This window comes from Klebsiella sp. P1927 (genome assembly GCF_018204675.1).
GTDB classification, from domain to species: Bacteria; Pseudomonadota; Gammaproteobacteria; order Enterobacterales; family Enterobacteriaceae; genus Klebsiella; species Klebsiella pneumoniae.
Window position 1 is genome coordinate 3,763,044 of sequence record NZ_CP073377.1, and the last position, 20,291, is coordinate 3,783,334.

General features: G+C 60.6%; 16 protein-coding genes. 8 read left to right on the top strand and 8 right to left on the bottom strand.

Annotated features, from left to right (window positions below):
- Positions 1 to 62: 62 nt before the first annotated feature.
- From KB892_RS19010 to KB892_RS19020, 3 genes are all read right to left on the bottom strand, one after another.
- Entirely contained in the window at positions 63 to 2,261 is a 2,199-nt protein-coding gene (locus KB892_RS19010) for a TonB-dependent receptor (protein ID WP_002892882.1), read from the bottom strand.
- Positions 2,262 to 2,320: 59 nt separating this feature from the next.
- Positions 2,321 to 3,403, bottom strand: a complete 1,083-nt coding sequence (locus KB892_RS19015) for a YncE family protein (protein WP_004147457.1) — start codon at positions 3,401 to 3,403, stop codon at positions 2,321 to 2,323.
- A gap of 395 nt (positions 3,404 to 3,798) precedes the next feature.
- Positions 3,799 to 5,283 carry an aldehyde dehydrogenase family protein gene (locus KB892_RS19020; RefSeq protein ID WP_004151810.1) on the bottom strand — a complete coding sequence of 495 codons (1,485 nt, stop codon included), beginning with the start codon at positions 5,281 to 5,283 and terminating at the stop codon, positions 3,799 to 3,801.
- A 158-nt stretch (positions 5,284 to 5,441) separates the two neighbouring features.
- Between KB892_RS19020 and KB892_RS19025 the strand changes: the two genes are divergently transcribed.
- The 4 genes from KB892_RS19025 to KB892_RS19040 all read left to right on the top strand — a co-directional run bounded on the left by KB892_RS19025 (position 5,442) and on the right by KB892_RS19040 (position 9,565).
- Complete coding sequence (locus KB892_RS19025) at positions 5,442 to 6,743, top strand: NAD(P)/FAD-dependent oxidoreductase (protein WP_002892826.1); 1,302 nt, start codon at positions 5,442 to 5,444, stop codon at positions 6,741 to 6,743.
- A gap of 13 nt (positions 6,744 to 6,756) precedes the next feature.
- Positions 6,757 to 7,122, top strand: coding sequence for a cupin domain-containing protein (locus KB892_RS19030; RefSeq protein WP_002892824.1), 366 nt, complete (start codon positions 6,757 to 6,759; stop codon positions 7,120 to 7,122).
- A gap of 372 nt (positions 7,123 to 7,494) precedes the next feature.
- Positions 7,495 to 8,994 carry an APC family permease gene (locus tag KB892_RS19035; RefSeq protein ID WP_002892820.1) on the top strand — a complete coding sequence of 500 codons (1,500 nt, stop codon included), beginning with the start codon at positions 7,495 to 7,497 and terminating at the stop codon, positions 8,992 to 8,994.
- Complete coding sequence (locus tag KB892_RS19040) at positions 8,972 to 9,565, top strand: DUF3156 family protein (RefSeq protein ID WP_002892818.1); 594 nt, start codon at positions 8,972 to 8,974, stop codon at positions 9,563 to 9,565. The genes KB892_RS19035 and KB892_RS19040 overlap by 23 nt, the downstream gene beginning before the upstream one ends.
- A gap of 6 nt (positions 9,566 to 9,571) precedes the next feature.
- On the opposite strand, the gene KB892_RS19045 is transcribed toward KB892_RS19040, so the two are convergent.
- The 3 genes from KB892_RS19045 to KB892_RS19055 all read right to left on the bottom strand — a co-directional run bounded on the left by KB892_RS19045 (position 9,572) and on the right by KB892_RS19055 (position 12,677).
- A complete protein-coding gene (locus KB892_RS19045) occupies positions 9,572 to 10,687 on the bottom strand; it encodes a class II histone deacetylase (protein WP_004151809.1) in 1,116 nt (371 codons plus the stop codon).
- A 16-nt stretch (positions 10,688 to 10,703) separates the two neighbouring features.
- A complete protein-coding gene (locus KB892_RS19050; RefSeq protein WP_004151808.1) occupies positions 10,704 to 11,876 on the bottom strand; it encodes an MFS transporter in 1,173 nt (390 codons plus the stop codon).
- A gap of 117 nt (positions 11,877 to 11,993) precedes the next feature.
- A complete protein-coding gene (locus tag KB892_RS19055) occupies positions 11,994 to 12,677 on the bottom strand; it encodes a helix-turn-helix transcriptional regulator (RefSeq protein WP_002892774.1) in 684 nt (227 codons plus the stop codon).
- A 425-nt stretch (positions 12,678 to 13,102) separates the two neighbouring features.
- On the opposite strand from KB892_RS19055, the gene KB892_RS19060 reads away from it, so the two are divergent.
- The 4 genes from KB892_RS19060 to KB892_RS19075 all read left to right on the top strand — a co-directional run bounded on the left by KB892_RS19060 (position 13,103) and on the right by KB892_RS19075 (position 17,749).
- Positions 13,103 to 14,290: an anaerobic sulfatase maturase gene (locus KB892_RS19060; RefSeq protein ID WP_002892766.1), complete on the top strand. Its 1,188-nt coding sequence runs from the start codon at positions 13,103 to 13,105 to the stop codon at positions 14,288 to 14,290.
- 44 nt (positions 14,291 to 14,334) lie between these two features.
- Positions 14,335 to 16,068 carry an arylsulfatase gene (locus tag KB892_RS19065; RefSeq protein WP_002892764.1) on the top strand — a complete coding sequence of 578 codons (1,734 nt, stop codon included), beginning with the start codon at positions 14,335 to 14,337 and terminating at the stop codon, positions 16,066 to 16,068.
- Between the two features lie 87 nt (positions 16,069 to 16,155).
- On the top strand, positions 16,156 to 16,932 hold the full coding sequence (locus KB892_RS19070) for an SDR family NAD(P)-dependent oxidoreductase (protein ID WP_004151807.1): 777 nt from the start codon (positions 16,156 to 16,158) through the stop codon (positions 16,930 to 16,932).
- Positions 16,933 to 16,957: 25 nt separating this feature from the next.
- The gene (locus KB892_RS19075) at positions 16,958 to 17,749 is read left to right on the top strand and encodes a MoaF C-terminal domain-containing protein (protein ID WP_004151806.1); all 792 of its coding nucleotides are present in this window, start codon (positions 16,958 to 16,960) and stop codon (positions 17,747 to 17,749) included.
- A gap of 668 nt (positions 17,750 to 18,417) precedes the next feature.
- Here KB892_RS19075 and KB892_RS19080 read toward each other — a convergent pair.
- Positions 18,418 to 19,371 carry an aldo/keto reductase gene (locus KB892_RS19080; RefSeq protein ID WP_004147443.1) on the bottom strand — a complete coding sequence of 318 codons (954 nt, stop codon included), beginning with the start codon at positions 19,369 to 19,371 and terminating at the stop codon, positions 18,418 to 18,420.
- A gap of 128 nt (positions 19,372 to 19,499) precedes the next feature.
- The gene (locus KB892_RS19085; protein WP_002892707.1) at positions 19,500 to 20,276 is read right to left on the bottom strand and encodes an ABC transporter substrate-binding protein; all 777 of its coding nucleotides are present in this window, start codon (positions 20,274 to 20,276) and stop codon (positions 19,500 to 19,502) included.
- Between the last annotated feature and the right edge of the window lie 15 nt (positions 20,277 to 20,291).

The following is a 20,291-nucleotide window of genomic DNA, read 5'->3' on the forward strand; positions in this document are numbered from 1 at the left end:
AGGGGGGATTGTCGCAAGTTGCGTGGGGCGAGCGTCAGCCGCCCGCCCCGCTTTTTTTAGCGTCAGAAGTCGTAGCTCATTGAGACGCGGACGGTACGCGGATCGCCTTCGAACAGGTAAGTACCGGTATCGTCAATGCCAGACCAGTACTTCTCGTTGGTCACGTTGGTCACCCCGACGCGCCAGATCATTTCGTTCTGGTCGGCGTTCAGACGCATACGATAGCGCAGGCCTAAATCCAGGGTGGTGTAGCTATCCAGCTTCTTGGTATTGGCCGCATCGGCATACTGCGAGCCGCTATGATTGACGCGCGCGGTGGCGGTCAGGCCTTCCACCGGCTTGATGTCATATTCGGCGCCGAGTACCGCGTAGAAGTTAGCCACCCCGATGGCATCTTTACCGTCGGTTGCGCCTTCAGCGGTTTTAGTCTGTTTGGCATCCAGCCAGACGGTACTGGCGTTAAGACGCAGTCCCAGCATCGGCTCGCCAAAGACGTTCATCTCTACGCCGCGGTTACGCTGCTCGCCGTCGAGGCCGTAATTGCCAGCGGTATCGGAAATGGCGTTCGGTTTTTTGATTTCAAACAGCGCCAGCGATCCTCCGATCGTACCGTAGTCGATCTTGACGCCCACTTCGTCCTGCTTCGAGTGCGCGATCCCGGTACTCTGCCCGGCATTGGCCGCCGTCGTCGGCGCCACAGAGCCCGGCTGCAGCGCTTCGGTATGGTTAGCATACAGCGACAGCTGCTCCCACGGCTTGTACACCAGGCCAAACGTCGGCATCCAGCGGCTTTGGGTATAACGCGAAGAGGTATCTTCCAGCCCGGTGGCGTTGCTGTAGTTGCGCACAACCACTTTCTGATGACGAGCAGCGGCGGTAAACAGCACTTTATCGTTAAAGAAGCCGAGGGTATCACTCAGCAGCCAGCCCTGCGTACGGCTGCGCGAGGTGACCAGCGGATCGTGGTAGTTGCCGCCAAAATAGGCGTTATCCGGCATCGCCACATCATGGTTGTCATAGATATTAGTGGTCGGGTTCCTGGCCGACATCCGCCAGGCGGTCGCATCGGTATGCACCTGCGCCGCATAGCCGAGGTTCACCTTATGCGAAATCGCGCCGGTATTGAAATCGCCGCGTACCCCGCCCATGCCGCTGATCGCGTCGATAATGCGGTTAGTATCCAGGCGGCCCACCGTCGCATCGCCGTTTTTATTCAGAAGCTTCGGCGCGCTGTAGGTACCAATTTCATGCGAATGCTGGCCGCCGAGGGCGCTGTATACCGTCCAGCTATCGGTCAGGTCATATTCTGCCTTCGCCATGCCGAACTCGCTTTCAATATCGCTATAGCCCCACTTCTGGCTGTAGTTTTTGCTGTTGTCCGGCAGCGCCGGAATGAAATCCACGCCGCTGATATTGACGCCCATCGTACCGCCGTGGAACGTTTTCTTCTGATAGCCGAAATCGAGCGAGGAGCGGAAACGGTCGCCGCGGTAATCAAGCCCCAGCGAAGCCAGCGTGGTACGGCGTTTATCATTATCGATAGCGCCTTCACCCTCGCGGTGCACCAGGTTGACCCGGGCGCCGAACTGGTTGTTGTCGCCGAAACGGCGCCCCAGGTCGAGGGTGCCGCCCACCTGAGAATCAGAGGTATAGTCGACGCCAACGCGTGCGGTCGGCAGATCTTCCGCCCGCTTCGGCTCGAGGTTAATCATCCCGCCGACGCCGCTGCTGGCCGCGCCGTTAAGCAGGCTGTTAGCCCCTTTGAAAATTTCAACGCGCTCCAGCATCTGGGTGTCCATCACCTGACGCGGCACCACGCCCGCCAGGCCGCCCATCGTCATGTCATCGCCATCGAGCTTAAACCCGCGGATTCGATAGGTCTCGGCGAAGTTGCCGTAGCCCTGTACGGCCTGCACGCCAGCGTCGTTACTGACGACATCGGCGATAGTTTTCGCCTGCTGATCCTGAATCAGCTTCGAGGTATAGCCGATGACGTTAAACGGGACGTCCATCGCTTTTTGTTCGCCAAGCATCCCCAGACGGCCGCCGTGGGCGATCTGGCCATCGAGGAATGCCGGAACCACCAGGTCGCCGCCGGATTTAAAATCGCTGGTTTCGTTAGCCTCGACGATGAGGGTCTCTTCGCCAGGCTGCTTCGCGGCGGCAGCGTCCGCGGCCATCGCCGTTTGACTGGCGGCGCCGATGGCTAAGGCCAGCAGCGTTTTACGCAGCGGGAAGGATGAATAGTGCGTGGTGTGCATAATTTGCCCCATGGATGAGGATAAATGAATCAAAGGGCCCGTCGCCGGACCCGTTATTTTTATTGCGCGTTCAGGTCGATACGTACGACGCTGTCCGGGCCTTTAGTGGAGTGGTCTTTATTGAAGGGCTGTTTGACGGTGACAAACAGCGTCTGACCATCGGCGGAAAGCAGCAGGCTGTTGGGATTGGCCGGCAGCGCCCAGCTTTTCTTCAGCGTGTAGCGGCTGGCGTCAAGGCTGATGACCTTGCCGGATTCACGCTGTGAAATATAAATTTCGTGGCGTTTCTTATTGAACTGCACCGCCAGCGAATCGCCGACGTCGAGCTGTTTAAGCAGCTTGCCGCTGTGGATATCCAGCACCAGAGTGGTTTTCGCTTTCGAGTTGTCGGTCACGAACAGACGGCCGGTGTCGCTATCTTCGGCCATATTAAGCAGCAGCGCCGGCTTGTCGCCCAGCGGCTTCCAGCGCTGTTCAATGCGTTGGTTACGCGGGTTGATCACCAGAATTTCACCGCTGCCGTTAGCGGCGTACACGCGACCGGTTTGCGCGGAGTAGTGCAGGCCGGTCATCCATTTACCGGTATTTTTAATCCGCGTTTTCAGCTTCAGGGTAGTGGCGTCAACCACCCAGATTTGCGCCGGGTCGGCGACCGCGCCAACGTAGAGAGTATTATTCAGCAACAGCAGCTGACGGGCCCCATAAGGGCGACCTTTTTCATTGCGCTCGCTGAACAGCAGGCGGTTTTTTACCTTGCCGGTGGCGGTGTCGATAGCGCTGATGCCGCCGTCCAGCGAATTGCTGACATACAGCGTTTTACCCTCCGCAGAGAGCTGTAAAGCGAAGTTTTTCAGATCGGTATGCGTCAGGCCGATGGTATTGAGGGTGTGCGGATCCAGTGTGTAAACCGCCCCGCCCTGTACATTTTTAAAGCCTTCAGCGCTGGCGACGTACAGCGCATCACCCTGCGGGCTTAACGCCATCTCGTACAGCCCTTCCGCTAGCTGGCGCTGCAGCGGTTGCGCCACGTTAGGGACTGGCGAGTCGACAACCGGTTGGGAAACGGCAGAGGAATGAGGCGTCGCGCAGCCGCTTAACGCCGCGCTGATGGCCAGCGTCAACGCCGGAAGTGTGTATTTCATTGGATCAACCCTATAAAAAATCAATGACCCGATGGACGCGCAGCGGCCGATATTGTGTGTTTCCAGCCTGCTGTCTTTACGTCACCCTACGCCTTCGCGACTCTTAGTGAACGACTCACTGGCGCAGCTCGAACCTTGCCAAAATTACGAATGAAAAAGAGAATGAGAACTATACTCATTATCTAATGTCAAACAAGTCCTGGCGGGCAAAAAAGATAATCTGCTGATTTTTTTTACGGCAATGGCGGATTAGGAGGGGAAGAAAGGATCCGTGACGGGAAAAGCGTCCCGGAAGCGATGCCGTGCACCGCCCGGGTTGCGGGCCAGAAGGCACACAATGTGTTGCCTATCTGGCGCAAAGCGACACATGACAGCGCTATGTCGCTGAACGGCGATTAATATCGCACCATCACCGACTTCAGCTCCGTATAATCATCGATAAACGCGCTGCCGAATTCGCGCCCGATGCCCGAGCCCTTCATGCCGCCGAACGGTACCGCCGGGTCGAGGAAGGTATGCATATTGACCCATACGATGCCGGCCTCAATCGCCTCCGAGTAGCGTAGCGCCTGACGAATATTATCCGACCAGACGCTGGCCGCCAGTCCATACGGCGAAGCATTAATTCGTGCCAGCGCCTCTTCTTCGCTGCGATAGCCGATAAAGCTGCATACCGGGCCGAAGGTCTCCTCGCGCATCAGAGTACTCTCTTCGCTGCGCACTTTAACCGCGGTCGGCTGCAGGAAATAGCCCTCCCCCGGCAGCGCTTCGCCGCCGCAGACGATGGTATCGCCCTCGTCGCGGGCGGTCTGAATGAGCCGCAAAACTTTGTCATACTGCTGGCGGTTGGCCAGCGGCCCCATCAGCGTCCGTTCATCCAGCGGCGACCCCGGCGCAAAAGCGCTGAGCTTGTCTTTCAGCAGCGCCAGTACCGCATCCAGTTTTCCCTGCGGCAGATAAAAACGTTCCGCAGCGGCGCAAATCTGCCCCTGGTTCAGGTAGCCAGCTTCAATAATGCCGTTGACCATCGCCTCCGGCGTCAGGTCATCGAGGAACAGCGCGGCGTTTTTGCCCCCCAGCTCAAGGGTCACCCGTTTACCTGACGCACTGGCCGACTGCTGGACTTTTTCACCGGTGGCCACCGAGCCGGTGAAGCTCACCTTGGCGCAGGCCGGATGCGTAATCAGCCGTTGGGCAATCTCGCCGCCGGCGCCGTTGACCACGTTAATCACCCCATCCGGGATACCCACCGCTTTTGCCAGCTCCGCCACGCGCAGCAGCGTCAGCGGCGTATATTCGCTCGGCTTGAGGACGATGGTGCAGCCGCAGACCAGGGCCGCCGCCAGCTTCCAGATGGCAATCATGATGGAGAAGTTCCACGGCACGATGCCAACCACCACCCCCAGCGGCTGGCGGCGGGTAAAGGCGGTATATTTCTCCCCGGCCATCGATGGCAGCGAGACATCCAGCGTTTCACCGGTGACTTTCCCCGCCCAGCCGGCGAAGTAGCGCAGGAACGCCACCGACTGGTCCAGCTCGAGCATCCGCGCCAGCGTGATAGTTTTGCCGGAACAGAGACTTTCCAGCTGCGCCAGCGCTTCGCGATGCTCTGCCAGCGTGTCCGCCAGCTTCAGCAGCAGCGCGCCGCGCGCCAGCGTCGGCATCTCGCGCCACTGACTAAACGCCTGGCGGGCGCTCTCCATAGCGCGATCCGCCTGGTCACTATCCGCCGCGGTGACCTCGGCAATCGCCCGCCCGGTCGCCGGGTTGATCACCGCGAACGGCGCGCCGCGGCCCGCCTCACGTTGACCGGCAATAAACTGCCCGTGCGGCTGGCGTAAGAAGGCGGTCACTTCCGCCAGTAAGGTTATCTCGCTCATCGTCAGCACCCGTTTTTCAGCAAAGTTAACCCATCACAGCACGGCTTCCCGCCGCAGCCTATCGTTCTAAAGAACGTCATTCTTCCGGACGATATTCAACGCCCGCGCGGCGTGCTGTGATGAGGGTCTTGAGCCAGGCAAGACCACAGGGTAACGCGATGAACATCAAGATCGATGCGCTGAACTACTACGGCGCGACGAAGAAATATCACCTCCATTTCCCGGCGCTACGGGAAGATATTGAAGCCGATGTGGTAATTATCGGCGGCGGCTTCTCTGGCATTAACACCGCCCTTGAGCTGGCGGAACAGGGGATCACCAACGTGGTGGTGCTGGAGGCGCGCCATCTCGGCTACGGCGGCACCGGGCGCAACGGCGGCCAGGTGATGGCCGGTATCGGCCACGATATCGAAGCGGTAAAAAAGCACGTCGGCAAAGAGGGGCTGGAGACGCTGTTTAAAATCGCCAACCTCGGCGCGGGCATCATTCGCGAACGCATCCGCAAATACAACATCGACGCCGATTTCGTGCCCGGCTACGGCTATCTCGCCTATAACCAGCGACAGCTTAAAACGCTGCGCCAGTGGGAGAAGGAGTTTAAAGCCGCTACCCCGGATGAAGAGATCGAACTGTATACCGGAAAAGAGGTGCAGCAGGTGGTGGGCTCCGAGGTCTACTGCGGCGCGCTGAAACATATGGGCGGCGGCCAGATCCATTCACTCAATATGCTGCTCGGTTCGGCGCAGGCCGCCCACTCGCTGGGGGTCAAGATTTTCGAATCCTCGCCGGTGGTGGAGGTGAATTACGGCAAACAGGTGCGGGTACGCACCGCGATGGGCAGCGTCAAAGCCGCCAAACTGCTGTGGGCCTGCGACAGTTTCCTCAACAATATGGAGCCGGAGATCTACAACAAGACGCTGGTCACTTACTCCTACCAGGTGTCGACCGAGCCGCTCTCCGATGAACTGATCGAGCGCATCAGCCCGCTGCGCGGCGCCTTCAGCGATATTCGCCCGGTAATTAACTACTACCGCGTCACCCGGGAAAACCGCCTGCTGTTCGGCAGCGCCACCCGCTTTGTGGAGTATACGCCGAACGATTTCGCCGCCTGGAATCGCACCTTGCTGGCGGAGGTCTTCCCCTATCTCAGGGATGTGAAGATCGATTTCGCCTGGGGCGGGCCGATGGCCTGTAGCGCCAATCTGTTCCCGCAGATCGGCACCCTACGCGATCACAACAACGTCTTTTACGTCCAGGGGTACTCCGGCTTCGGCGTCACCCCGTCGCACATCGTGTGCAAAATCCTCGCCGAAGGGATCGACGGCGGTTCCGACCGCTATCGCCTGCTGAGCAGCATCCCCCACGCGACCATCCACGGTCGTGACAGTCTGCGCTTGCTATTAGTCACGGCCGGAAAACTGATGCATCAAACCGCCGGTTTCTGGAAAGGCCGGAGTTAACCAGGAGAACGCTATGCACGCTTTTAAACTTAAACACCCGGTACCTGATCTGCAGCCGATCGGCAGCGTCAGCCTGCTCGGCGCGACGCCGACCGCCGGCGACCCGCAGGTAGCGGGCGCGATGATCTACGGCGAGCCGCAGGACGCCTTTACCTGCGGACTGTTTTCGTCCACTGAGGGGAGCTTTACCATGACCTATCCGTTTACCGAGCACGCCACCGTGCTGGAGGGCGAAGTGGAGCTGACCGTCGCCGGCGGCGAGCCGCAGCGCTTTGCGCCGGGCGACAGCTGGTTTGTTAAACAGGGCACCGAAGTGGAGTGGAAAATTCTGACGCCGCGCTTTGTGAAGCACTACCTGGCGAACGTCGAGACCCGCTAACAAACTGATAATGCCCGGCGGCGCATTACGCCTTCTCCGGGCTACCAAATCGCGCAGCGCTGTAGCCCCGGTAAGCGGCAGCGCCACCGGGGGGTTTGAGGCCAAATTAAAGGCAGGCCGCACGGACCGTAGGCCGGATAAGGCGCAGCCGCCATCCGGCAGAAACAGGCGCAACGTGGCAAGACGGATGGCCCCGGTTTTCGGGGTCATATTGTTTATCCGCCGCGACATTCATCGACTGCGTCACAGAATCATGCGCCGCCCTCCACCTTCCGGACGATATTCGTTGAGCAGGATGCCCGCCTAAATTATGACTATCCGGGAGTGGCGCTGGCTATTCCCTGCTACCCCATTATTGTGCAGAGGTTGACTATGTTTAGTAACAGACTCGCCAGCCATCTTGAGCGCGGCGTCGTCGGCTTCCCGACCACCCTCGCCAGCTCCGTCGGGCTGATCATGGCCAGCCCGGTGATCCTGACGGTCACCAGCGGCTTCGGCATGGGCGGCGATACCTTCGCGCTGGCGGTGCTGCTGGCCTTTATTATGATGCAGGCGCAGGTCACCACCTTTGCCGAGGCGGCGACGCTCATTCCCACCACCGGTTCGGTGTACGACTATATCTCCTGCGGCATGGGCCGCTTCTTCGCTATCACCGGCGCGCTGTGCGCCTATCTGATCGTCCATATCTTCGCCGGGACGGCGGAGACGATCCTGGCGGGCATTATGGCGCTGGTGAACTTCGAGTCGATTAACGCCCAGATGGCCGCTCACCAGAATACCTGGATGGTGGGCGTCGGCATGGTGGTGATTTTCGGCTTGCTCAACGCCATCGGCGTGGAAATCTTCGGCAAGGTCGAAGTGGTGCTGACCTTCGGCATGTGGACCACGCTGACCATTTTCGGCCTGTGCGGCATTTTTATGGCGCCGGTCACCCATCTGTCCGGCTGGTTCGGCACGCCGCTGAACGTTAGCGATATCAACGGCCTGTTCGGCTATATCGGCATGGCGATGTTTATGTTCGTCGGTTGCGAACTGGTGACGCCGATGGCACCGGAGATCAAACAGGCCCACCGCACCATACCGCGGGCGATGGCGCTGGGCCTGCTGGGGGTCGCCAGCTGCATGTTTATCTACGGCGCGGCGATCAACCGCCAGGTGGAGAATACCGTGCTCGACGCGGCCAACAACGTCCATCTGCTGGATACACCGATGGCGATCCCGGCCTTCGCCGAACGGGTGATGGGCCACGCCGGCCAGTACTGGCTGGGGGTCGGGCTACTGTTGGCCGGCTGCGCCACCATCAATACGCTGATGGCCGCCGTGCCGCGTATTATCTACGGCATGGCGCTGGACGGCGCGCTGCCCCGTTTCCTGACCTGGCTGCATCCGCGCTTTAAGACGCCGGTGATCGCCATTGCCATCGGGGTGGCGATCCCCTGCCTGCACGCCTGGTATCTGAACGGCGATCTGGACCGCATCGTGCCGCTGATCCTCGCCGCGGTCTGCGCCTGGGGCGTCGCCTATCTGCTGGTTACTCTGTCGGTGGTGATGCTGCGCATTCGCCGCCCGGATCTGCCGCGCGCCTACCGCTCGCCGTGGTTCCCGCTGCCGCAGATTATCTCCAGCGTCGGGATCATCATCGCTATCGTCAATATCACGCCGCCCGGGATGGACAGCCGCCAGGTGCTGGTGCCGTTCGGCATAATGCTCGGCCTGACCGCCGCTTACGCCCTGTTCTGGACGGTGTGCGTGCAGCGCGTCAATCCGTTCAAGCCGCTGGTAGTGGAAGAGGTGGTGGAGCGCGCCATCAACAATTATGAAAAACAGACCCGCGGGGAGATGACGCCAGATGTCCTCCGTCCCCTGGTTTGAAACGCCGTTAATGAACGCGGTGCAGCGCGATCTGGCGGGCTGGCCCAGCGAAAAGCTGAGCGAACGCAGCGCGCTGCTGCGCTTGAACGACGCCATCGCCGTCACCTTCAGCGTGCGTCAGAAGCGGCTGTTTATGGCCAGCATTCACAGCTGCGAGTTTGTCGTCGAGGGGCCGGTGACCCGGCCCGCTCGCGGCAAGATCCGCGCCCACCAATCCGGCTGGCTAAAACGCCTGCCAATCCGCTTTATCGGCAATAAAGAGAGCGCGGAACTCGCTGGCTATCTCAACGGTTTTCCTAATCTCCAGCAGACCTTAAGCGAGCTGGACTACCGCCGCTTTTCGTTGACCTTTGACGATAGCGGCTGGCGCTGCGGCATTGAACCCTGGGCCGCCAGCGAAGTGGTCTGTAAAATGCCGCCGCTGCGCCGTTATCTGCGGCTGGAAGCCCAGCAGCGGATGCTGCTGCTCAGCGTGCTGGCGATGATTAATCAGGCGGTAAGTCAGTGGATGCGCGGTGAAATCGCAGAAGAGAAAGCATTGACTTCCCCGCCATCACCGCGGGGAAGCTGAGGTGGTTTATAGCAAACCAAACTGCTGCGCCAGCCGATCGATGGCCTGGCGCTGGAACTGCGCGAACGTGGCGCGCGGCTGCTGCTGTTGAATAAATTCCAGCAGCGGATCCTGGACCTCGGTGCGGATGCCGCTCAGGGCTTCCATCACCGCCAGGCCGCAGAACGGCACGTAGGATTCGGCGTAGCCGCCCTCGTGCACCATTACCAGTTTCCCGCCGCACAGGCGATCCGCCGCCTGCTGGACCTGTTCGGTCATCGCCCGGAAGCTATCGCTGTGCAGCTGCATCCGCGCTAATGGATCCATGGCGTTGGCGTCATAGCCGCAGGCGATGATGATCAGCTCCGGCTCAAAACGCGCCAGCGCCGGAATAACGATAGTTTCCAGCGCATAGCGCCAGCTGTCATCCCCCGCCCCGGCCAACAGCGGAATATTGATGTTGTAACCTTCGCCCGCGCCCACGCCGCGATCGTCCTCGCCGGCGTAGCCCGGCGGGAAGCAGCCGTCCTGATGCAAGGAGATAGTTAGTACGTCGTCGCGCTGCAGGTAGATATGCTGGGTGCCGTTACCGTGGTGAACATCCCAGTCAATGATCGCCACCTTGCCCAGCCCCAGCTGCGCTTTCGCTCGCTCGACGGCAATGGGAATATTGGCGAGGAAACAAAATCCCATCGACTGGTCCGGCAGGCAGTGGTGTCCGGGCGGGCGCGACAGCGAATAGGCGTTATCCAGCTCCCCCTTCAGCACCGCTTCCACCGCCGCACAGGCCAGCCCGGCGGAAAGACAGGCGATTTCATAACTGCCCGGCCCCAGCGGCGCCTCTTTGCCGAGCATGCCGCCGCCGTTATCGCTTATCGCCTTGAAGCGCTCCAGATAGCTGTCGGGGTGGATCCGCCGCAGGTCCTCAAGGCTCGCCGGCGCCGCGCTGCGCAGCGCCAGCTGCGGCGTCAGCCCGGAGACATCCATCAGGTTTTTCATCCGCCGTTTGGTCTCTGGCGATTCAGCATGACCGCCGCCGGCGGGCGGCTGTACCCACCCGCCCACCGGCAGCGTCACCGCGTGCAGACCGGTACTGTGCCAGAAACAACGTTCATCAAAAAAGAAACCGGTTTTTCTTTTCACTCTATCCTCCCGTGGGCTAAGCCTTCCCGGCGGCGGATGCCGCCACAATTAAAATCAGTGACAGCAGCGCGCAGACGCCTGCCGCCGCCAGCAGCGGGTCGGCGCTGGCGAAGTGTTGCAGTAAGGCCCCCGCAAGCGCCGGGCCAGCCGCCATGCCGCCGCCGATCACCAGATTGATGCTGTTCATCAGCCGACCGCTGTTATCGAGCCCGGCCACGCGGGCGAGAATAAAGGGCAGCACGAAGGTCCAGGTGAACTTAAACAGCAGCGCCGCGATGGCGTAACGCACCAGCAGCGGCTGGCCGATCAGCAGCCCAACGCTGACGATCAACAGGCCGTAGCCCAGCCACACCGGTAAACGATCGGCCCGCCGGGTGCCGCGCAGGGCCGCGCCGCCGGCGCCGATAATGCCGCAAACCGTCGCCGCCGCCAGCACCAGACCGACCTGCGTCGGGCTCAGCCCCGCCGCGCTGCCGATGGTGCCGATAAAGGTCCACACGGCGCTAAGGCTGATATAGAAAGTGAGCACCGCCAGCACCGCCAGCGCCTGACGCCACAGCGCCGTCGACGGCTGCTGGCGGGAGACTGAAAGCGGTTGAAAGCGCGGAGGGAAAGCGGATACCAGCGGCAAACAGCAGAGCATGATGGCGGCGAGGATCAGATACACCACCTTCAGGCCAAAGGTCGCGAACAGGCCGGGCAGCGCCAGCAGGCCAAGCATCCCTAACAGCAGTTGCCCGAGCACCCAGAAGGCGTAGACCCGCGACGGGTTCGGCGTTCCGGCCGCGCAGCTGATGCACAAAATCATCAACGTGCCGCCCGCCAGCGAGGCGATAAAGCGCGCCGCCAGCAGCGTCTCATACTGGGTGACCACCGCCGAGGCGAGGTTGGCGGCCAGAAACACCACCCCGGCCGTCAGGGCAACCCGCCGCCAGTCGAGGCGGCTCATCCACCACCACGCCGGGAGCGTCGCCAGGCTCATCGCCCCCAGCTCCGCTGAGAACAGCCAGCCGATCTGCCCGGGTTTTAGCTGCCATTCGCTGGCCAGCTGCGCCGCCACCGCCGGCGCGGTCATCAGAATACCCGGCGCAATAGCGGCAAAAATCACGATCGCCGCCAGCAAACGCAGGGACACCACCAGCCCGGCGGGCCGGGAAAGCGCATTATCAGTGAGAGGTGTACTCGACATCGTAGGGCGTGCTCCGGTCAAAAAAGCCTCCCCCCGGGGGATCCTCCAGGGAGTGATACCCACAGGCATCAGGAAAACGCCGTGCTGCCACGGCGCGCGCGGGATGCGAAAGTCAGATTACAGATGCAGCGTACGCTGAGCGGCCGGCATCCAGGTTCGGGAAACCAGTTCGGTACGATTGACCACTTCGGTCTTGGCGAAAATATTGCGCAGGTGCGTTTTTACCGTCGAGAGCGAGATATCCAGCTGGCGGGCAATCAGCTTATTGCTGGCGCCTTCGCGCACCATGCCGACGATTTCCCGCTCTTTCGCCGTCAGGATGGCGGGCAGATCATCTTCTTCCTGCAGGCAGTCGCGAATGGCCAGCTCTACCAGCGGCAGCACCGCCTGGGCCCGCTGGCGCTCTTCGCTGGAGAAAGGCACGTCGCGCATCAGCGAGATACCGGCGACGATCCGCCGCTCGCGGCGGATAAAGATCTCGGTCATGTCGCGCACGTTATTCGGCAACATAAATTCATGATAGTAATGCCGGTTGCGGTCGCAGAGCCGCGGCGTCATCGCCGCCACGGTGGTGTTCTGGTGGCTAAAGTGCGACGGCAGAAGCGGATCCAGCGGCTGGAAGTTTTCCAGATATTGTTGGTGCGTATTATCGGAAATATTATGCAATATATAGTTTTCGGGTTTTAAACGATTATTTACTCGATAAAACACCGCTGAAGTTAGTGGAATTAACTGGGAAATAGTCTGTAAACAACGGGCTATTATCGCATCATTACGGCTGGCTTTTAACAAAGCAGACATGATAGGGCCTCCCCGTCGAGATGATGGTACATGACACATGGATGACTACTGATAACTGAAGCATACATTTCACATTTAAGTAACACAATCATTAACATATTAACAATGTGATAGCCGTTACAAAATTTTCAGCAATACATTGTTATATAAAGCATTTAAAAAACACCCCGGCCATGCTTTACGATAGCGGCGTTAAAACATAAACAAATAAGATTAACACCCGGCGTACCTGCCCCTGGTGATAAAAAAACCCTATTCCCGACGCGTGATTCTCATCCTAAAGAACGATGGATTTTTGTTTTTTTTCACTTATACCCTTATCAGGATGCAATTAATTTTCGCCGCGGCTTAATCATGTGATTACGCCTGACCCGCTGTTGCCAAAATAATATCAACAGTACCGGTCATTAACCGAGGATAAGCCGATGCTGAATATCGCCGCCCTGCGCCAGCAGCAAATTCCGCTGGCCGCTGAGCCGCGCTCGCCGGTGCCGTTTCATATTCTGATGAAGCCGATTGGCCCCGCCTGCAATCTCGCCTGCCGCTATTGCTATTACCCGCAGGACGAAACGCCGGTCAACAAGATGGATGACGCGCGGCTGGAGCAGTTTATCCGCCGCTATATTGCCGCCCAGCCCGCCGGCGCGCGGGAAATCAACTTTGTCTGGCAGGGGGGCGAGCCGCTGCTGGCCGGCCTGAGCTTCTACAAAAAAGCGCTCGCCCTGCAGGCGCGCTATGCCCCCGACGGCGTGACTATCAGCAACAGCCTGCAGACCAACGGGACGCTGATCAACGACCCATGGTGCCGACTGTTCCGCGAACATGGCTTTATTATCGGGTTGAGCCTCGAAGGCAACGAAGCGCTGCAGGACTACCATCGTCCGGATAAACGCGGCCGGTCGACCTGGTCGGCGGCGCTGCGCGGCATTGACCTGCTCCATCAGCATCAGGTGGACTTTAATCTGCTGGTGGTGGTGCATAACGAGATGGCGGCCCACGCGGCGGCGATTTATGACCGGCTGGTCAGCCTCGGCGCGCGCTATCTGCAGTTTCAGCCGCTGATGAGCGAAGGCGCGGCCCTGCGCGAAGGATACCAGCTCAGCGCCGATAACTGGGGACGTTTTATGGTCGGCATCTGGCGACAGTGGCGGAAGCGCTGCGATAGGGGGCGGGTGTTCGTTATCAATATCGAACAGGCGTGGGCGCAGTATTTCACTCATACCAGCGGCAGCTGCGTGCACAGCGCCCGCTGCGGCAGCAACCTGGTGATGGAGCCCGACGGACAGCTCTACGCCTGCGACCACCTGATCAACGCCGAACATCGGCTGGGCCGCCTCGATGAGCAGACGCTCGCCGCCGCGGTCGACGCCTCGGTGCAACTGCCGTTCGGTCAGCAGAAAAGTCTGCGCCGCGAATGCCAGACTTGCTCGGTAAAAATGGTCTGCCAGGGCGGCTGCCCGGCGCATCTCAACGCCGCAGGCAACAACCGCCTCTGCGGCGGCTACTACCGCTTCTTTAGCGACATCCTCGCGCCAGTACGCCCCTTTTCCCGCGACCTGAATGGCCTGAAGGCCTGGCGGGCCGCGTTTGTTGGGACTGCGCATACTGCGTAGCGCCTTACCCTGATGATATCCCCCTCTGAACAGGAGAGTCAGTCGTGAACAAAAAAGCCATGGCCGCGGCGGTCAGCATGATCCTCGCCGGTGGCGCGCACGCCGCGCAGCAGGAGCGTCCAAACGTCATCGTGATTATCGCCGATGATATGGGCTACTCGGACATCAGCCCCTTTGGCGGCGAGATCCCCACCCCCAACCTGCAGGCGATGGCCGAGCAGGGAATGCGCATGAGCCAGTATTACACCTCGCCGATGTCGGCCCCGGCGCGCTCAATGCTGCTCACCGGCAACAGTAACCAGCAGGCTGGGATGGGCGGCATGTGGTGGTACGACAGCACCATTGGCAAGGAGGGCTACGAGCTGCGGCTGACCGACCGCGTCACCACCATGGCCGAGCGCTTTAAAGACGCGGGGTATAACACCCTGATGGCCGGTAAATGGCACCTCGGTTTTGTTCCCGGCGCCACGCCGAAAGATCGCGGCTTTAATCACGCCTTCGCCTTTATGGGCGGCGGCACCAGCCACTTTAACGACGCGATACCGCTGGGGACCGTTGAAGCCTTCCACACCTACTACACCCGCGACGGCGAGCGCGTCTCCCTACCGGATGATTTTTACTCCAGCGAAGCCTACGCCCGCCAGATGAACAGCTGGATTAAAGCGACGCCGAAGGAACAGCCGGTCTTCGCCTGGCTGGCCTTCACCGCCCCTCATGATCCCCTGCAGGCGCCGGACGAGTGGATTAAGCGCTTCAAAGGCCAGTATGAGCAGGGTTACGCCGAGGTCTATCGCCAGCGCATCGCCCGCCTGAAAGCGCTGGGAATTATCCATGACGATACCCCGCTGCCGCATCTGGAGCTGGATAAAGAGTGGGAGGCACTAACGCCAGAGCAGCAGAAATATACGGCAAAAGTGATGCAGGTATATGCGGCGATGATCGCCAATATGGACGCGCAAATCGGCACCCTGATGGAGACGCTGAAACAAACCGGGCGCGATAAAAATACCCTGCTGGTCTTTTTAACCGATAACGGCGCCAACCCGGCGCAGGGTTTCTACTACGAATCTACCCCGGAATTCTGGAAGCAGTTCGATAACAGCTATGACAACGTCGGCCGCAAAGGATCATTTGTCTCCTACGGCCCCCACTGGGCCAACGTCAGCAACGCCCCCTACGCCAATTATCACAAAACCACCAGCGCCCAGGGCGGCATCAATACCGACTTTATGATCTCCGGTCCCGGGATCACCCGCCACGGTAAAATCGACGCCTCGACGATGGCGGTGTATGACGTGGCGCCGACGCTATATGAGTTCGCCGGCATCGATCCGAACAAGTCGCTGGCGAAGAAGTCGGTGTTGCCGATGATCGGCGTCAGCTTTAAGCGCTATCTCACCGGCGAAGTACAGGAGCCGCCGCGCGGCAACTACGGGGTTGAACTGCATCATCAGGCGGCCTGGGTCGATGGCGAATGGAAGCTGCGACGGCTGGTGCCGCGCGGCCTCACCGCCGGCGACGCGCCGTGGCAGCTGTTTAATCTGCACGACGACCCGCTGGAGACGCATGATGTCGCGGCCGAACATCCCGATCGGGTCAAAGCCATGAGCGAGGCCTACGAGGCATTTGCTAAGCGCACCATGGTTACCAAAGCGCAGGGCAAAATGATCGACTACGTCGGTATCGATAGCAAAACCGGGCGCTATCTGGCGGTCGACCCCGCCACCATGAAGCCGGTGCCTGCGCCGCAGGCGATCCCTGTGAGCGAGATCCATTAACCGCCACGGCTATCGTTCTTCCGGGCGATAGCCGGGACCTGACGCGCTTTTTAAGGTAATCGGAAACCCCATTACAGGAGAGTGCGGATGGCGAGAGTCGTGGTGATAACCGGCGGTGGAACCGGAATTGGCGCCGCCTGCCCGCGGCTGATGCGCGCCGCGGGCGACCGGGTGTTTATTACCGGACGGCGCGAAGCGCCGCTGCAGGCTGTCGCTGATGAGACCGGCGCCACGGCGCTGGTGGGCGATGCCGCCGACGGCGAGGTGTGGCGCCAGCGGCTGCTGCCGGCCATCCTCGACCAGACCGGCGGGATTGATGTCCTCATCTGCAGCGCCGGCGGGATGGGCAACAGCCCCGCCGCCGAGACCAGCGACCGCCAATGGCGCGAGGCGCTGGACGGCAATCTAACCAGCGCCTTCGCCAGCGTTCGCGCCTGTCTGCCTTCGCTGATTGCCCGCCGCGGCAATGTGCTGTTTGTCGCCTCCATCGCCTCTCTGGCCGCCGGGCCGCAGGCCTGCGGCTACGTCACCGCCAAACACGCTTTAATCGGCCTGATGCGCTCCGTCGCCCGCGATTATGGCCCCCAGGGGGTACGCGCTAACGCCGTCTGTCCCGGCTGGGTCACGACGCCGATGGCGGATGAAGAGATGCGCCCGCTGATGCAGGCGGAAGGGCTGTCGCTGACTGAGGCTTATCAGCGGGTCTGTCGTGACGTTCCGCTGCGCCGCCCCGCCAGCCCCGAGGAGATAGCCCAGGCCAGTCAGTTTCTCTGTTCGCCGCAGGCCGCCATCATCAGCGGCGCTACGCTGGTCGCCGACGGCGGGGCCAGTATCGTCGATGTTCCCACTCTGGCGTTTGCCTAACGCCCTACTCTGTTCAGGAGCCCCTATGACTTCAGAAGCCGTATTTATCCAGGTCGGCGCGCTGGCCGATGGTTTTGCGCCGCACGGTAACCTGCTGGCTACCGCCAGCCTGCCCGCCGGCGAAAACTTTACCTTTTATGTCGCCGGGAGCGAGCCGCAGCAGCTGGTTATCGAAGATGAGCAGACGCTAAGCTGGAACGGCAAGCGCGCCCCCTGGCGGGCGACCGCCCTGCGCCCGGACATTCTGTTTATCGACTTCCTTGACCCGGAGCGGGATAACGCCAGCATTAGCGCGGTATGCAACCTGACGCAGCGCAATGCCACGCTGGTATACGGCCAGCTGCCGGACGAAGCCGCCGCGCGGCTGGACGCCTTCAGCCGGGTAGAACAAGGGTTGCCGCTGACCGCGGTTGAGGCCCGTTTCGTCTTCGCCCGCCTGGATGCCCAGCCGGGGCCGTTGCCGGGCTTTACCGATGCGCTCATTGGCATGCGCAATCAGTACACCTATAGCCCGACCGAGCGCTATGAGCACATCTATCTCAACGATAATTTTTACGCCTGGCAGTGTCTGGACGGCGTGGAAAAGGGGCTGGCGGATGTCGATCGCTGCCACTATGTGCAGGTGGCTGAGGATCTCTATCTGTTCGTCTGGCGGGAGAAAATCATTCCCACGCTGGGGGTGATCCTCATCGATCTGCAGCAGATGCGCACTGACGGCAAGATCATGGGCTATCAGGGCAGCGATTTCGGCGCCCTCAGCAATTTTCCGGTCGGCGCCAGCGCGAAGATCCTCAACGTCACCCGCCATCAGGAATAGTAGGGCGCCGCCGGGCACGCTTTCAGGCACCGCACCCGTCATTTCGCCGGGTGGCGGCTGCGCCTTACCCGGCCTACCGGGGCCTCTCACAGGCTCACACCTCGCAGGCCCGGTAAGCGCAGCGCCACCGGGCGATGCTATCAGGCACAGAGCCGCTTTATTGCCGGGTGGCGGCTGGCGCCTTACCCGGCCTACGATTCGCGCAACCTGTCGTTAATTTATTCACCAGTCTTGCTGAAACTGCCGGTGTTGCGGCCTCAACATCGCTGAGACGTTCCCGGAAGGCCGGGGCAGCCCGCATGGATGCGGGCTGAGGGCCGTGTTTTGCACGGACGCTGCCTCGGCCCGACCCGAAGCCTGCAGGGATAAGTCGAAGGCACCGCGCAGCGGCGATGTTGCTGGCCGGAGCCCGGGGGTACAGGGGGCGGCGGCGACTGGCCGCCCCCTGTGCGCTCCCTGCACCATGACTGCCATAACGCAGACAATTAACCGGGAGCGCAATCGGCCCGGAAGTAACATAGAAGCTGTAGCCCTGCTAAGCGCAGCGCGGGCAGGGACATTTCCGGTTGCGCCGTTATTTTGCCGGGTGGCGGCTGGCGCCTTACCCGGCCTACGCTCCGCGTCATGTATAGCCTTCCCCCCTCTCCCCGCCGGGAAGAGGGATTGCCTCAGGCGCTGGCGCCGTCCAGCCGCGCCACTTGCTCCGCGCTCAGGCTCAGCGCCGCCGCGCGGGCAAAACTCTCCACCTGAGCCACGCTGGTGGCGCTGGCGATCGGCGCGGTCACCCCTTCGCGGCCGATCAGCCACGCCAGGGCAACCTCAGCCGGCTTCGCGCCCTGCTCGTCCGCGACCGCCGCCAGGGTATCGATAATCCGCATCCCGCGCGGATTCAGGTACTTACCAATCCCGCTTCCGCGCTGACTCTGTGTCAGATCCGACGGCTGGCGGTACTTACCGGTTAAGAACCCCGAGGCCAGGCTGTAGTAGGTCACCACCCCGATATCGCGGCTGACGCAGAGATCGCACAGCGCGCCTTCAAACGCAGAGCGGTGGTAGAGGTTATATTCCGGCTGCAGCACCTGCCACGCAGGCAAGCCGCCCTTACGCGCCACCTCCAGCGCCCCCGCCAGCTGCATCGCATCGAGGTTAGAGGCCCCCATCGCGCGGATTTTTCCGGCCTGCTGCAGGCTGTGGAAGGCCTCCAGCGTTTCCGCCACCGGGGTTTGCGGATCCGGCCAGTGGGAGAAATAGAGGTCGATATAATCGGTATTCAGGCGACGCAGAGAGTCGTCAACCGCCTGTTGGATCCAGGCTTTGCTGAGCCCTTTATGGCCGGGGAGGCCGAGATCGGAGCCGACTTTGGTGAAAATTTTGACTTTATCGCGCATGCCGGGGCGCGCCTGTAGCCAGCGGCCGATTATGGTTTCAGATTCGCCGCCCTGGTTGCCCTCCGCCCAGCGGGAATAAACATCCGCCGTATCGATAGCGTCAAAACCGTGGTCAACGAAAGCATCAAGAAGAGCAAAACTGGTTTTTTCATCGATGGTCCAGCCAAAGACGTTGCCGCCAAAGACTAATGGGGCGATGGAAAATCCGGTTTTGCCCAAAGGACGTGTCATCATGCCGAGTACTCCTTAGCTTATATTCTGCTTCCCTCAGGTAACCACAGGGGTCAGGAGAGGAGGTCGATTGGATAATCAGAAAAGGAATCTTACGGCGGGCGCTCCACGCACGCAGGTACACTCTGACATTATGTCCCGGAATAAACATCAAAGCTAAAATATTTGCCAGCTAATTTTTTATAGGTGCCGTCGGCAAGAATCTTCGCAATCGCGCCGTTAATTTCCTGACGCAGCGCCTCATCGTCTTTACGCAAACCTATCGCCGCCCCGGCGCCAAACAGCGTATCGTCCTGCAGATGGCCGCCGACAAAGGCGAATTCTTTACCCTGCGGCTGCTGCAGGAAGCTGTAGTCGGCCATCATCCCGGAGAGCACCGCGCCGTCGATGCGCCCCGACTCCAGGTCACGCACCACGCTATCGGCCCCCTGGTAGGCCACAATGTTTATCCCCTGCGGCCGCCAGTGCTGGTTAACATACGTCTCCTGCGCCGAGCCCTGCTCCACGCCGATGGTTTTGCCCTTCAGCTGTTCCGGCGTATTGCCTTGCAGGGTATTTTTACGCGCCACGAGGAACACCGGCCCGTTATACAACTTGTCGCTAAAGGCAATCTGCGCTTTGCGCTTCTCGGTCATATACATCCCGGAAAGGATCGCGTCGAATTTACGCGCCTTCAGCGCCGGGATAATGCCGTCGAAATTGCTTTCCACCCACACGCATTTCGCCTGCAGCTGCTGACAAATGGCGTTGCCTAAATCGATATCAAACCCCGCCAGCTTGCCCTGCGGATCTTTCCATTCAAACGGCGCGAAAGTCGGGTCGACGCCGAAGCGGATCTCCTTTCCCCCTTCGGCCAGCGCCGACGTCGACGCCATTAATGCCAGCCATAGCAACAGTGATTTTTTCATTCGCGTTCTTCTCCA

What these genes read in the sequence shown, in the direction of transcription:
- KB892_RS19010 (WP_002892882.1), bottom strand. Translation starts at nt 2,261, where the DNA reads ATGCACACCACGCACTATTCATCCTTCCCGCTGCGTAAAACGCTGCTG.
- KB892_RS19015 (WP_004147457.1), bottom strand. Translation starts at nt 3,403, where the DNA reads ATGAAATACACACTTCCGGCGTTGACGCTGGCCATCAGCGCGGCGTTA.
- KB892_RS19020 (WP_004151810.1), bottom strand. Translation starts at nt 5,283, where the DNA reads ATGAGCGAGATAACCTTACTGGCGGAAGTGACCGCCTTCTTACGCCAG.
- KB892_RS19025 (WP_002892826.1), top strand. Translation starts at nt 5,442, where the DNA reads ATGAACATCAAGATCGATGCGCTGAACTACTACGGCGCGACGAAGAAA.
- KB892_RS19030 (WP_002892824.1), top strand. Translation starts at nt 6,757, where the DNA reads ATGCACGCTTTTAAACTTAAACACCCGGTACCTGATCTGCAGCCGATC.
- KB892_RS19035 (WP_002892820.1), top strand. Translation starts at nt 7,495, where the DNA reads ATGTTTAGTAACAGACTCGCCAGCCATCTTGAGCGCGGCGTCGTCGGC.
- KB892_RS19040 (WP_002892818.1), top strand. Translation starts at nt 8,972, where the DNA reads ATGTCCTCCGTCCCCTGGTTTGAAACGCCGTTAATGAACGCGGTGCAG.
- KB892_RS19050 (WP_004151808.1), bottom strand. Translation starts at nt 11,876, where the DNA reads ATGTCGAGTACACCTCTCACTGATAATGCGCTTTCCCGGCCCGCCGGG.
- KB892_RS19055 (WP_002892774.1), bottom strand. Translation starts at nt 12,677, where the DNA reads ATGTCTGCTTTGTTAAAAGCCAGCCGTAATGATGCGATAATAGCCCGT.
- KB892_RS19060 (WP_002892766.1), top strand. Translation starts at nt 13,103, where the DNA reads ATGCTGAATATCGCCGCCCTGCGCCAGCAGCAAATTCCGCTGGCCGCT.
- KB892_RS19070 (WP_004151807.1), top strand. Translation starts at nt 16,156, where the DNA reads ATGGCGAGAGTCGTGGTGATAACCGGCGGTGGAACCGGAATTGGCGCC.
- KB892_RS19075 (WP_004151806.1), top strand. Translation starts at nt 16,958, where the DNA reads ATGACTTCAGAAGCCGTATTTATCCAGGTCGGCGCGCTGGCCGATGGT.
- KB892_RS19080 (WP_004147443.1), bottom strand. Translation starts at nt 19,371, where the DNA reads ATGATGACACGTCCTTTGGGCAAAACCGGATTTTCCATCGCCCCATTA.
- KB892_RS19085 (WP_002892707.1), bottom strand. Translation starts at nt 20,276, where the DNA reads ATGAAAAAATCACTGTTGCTATGGCTGGCATTAATGGCGTCGACGTCG.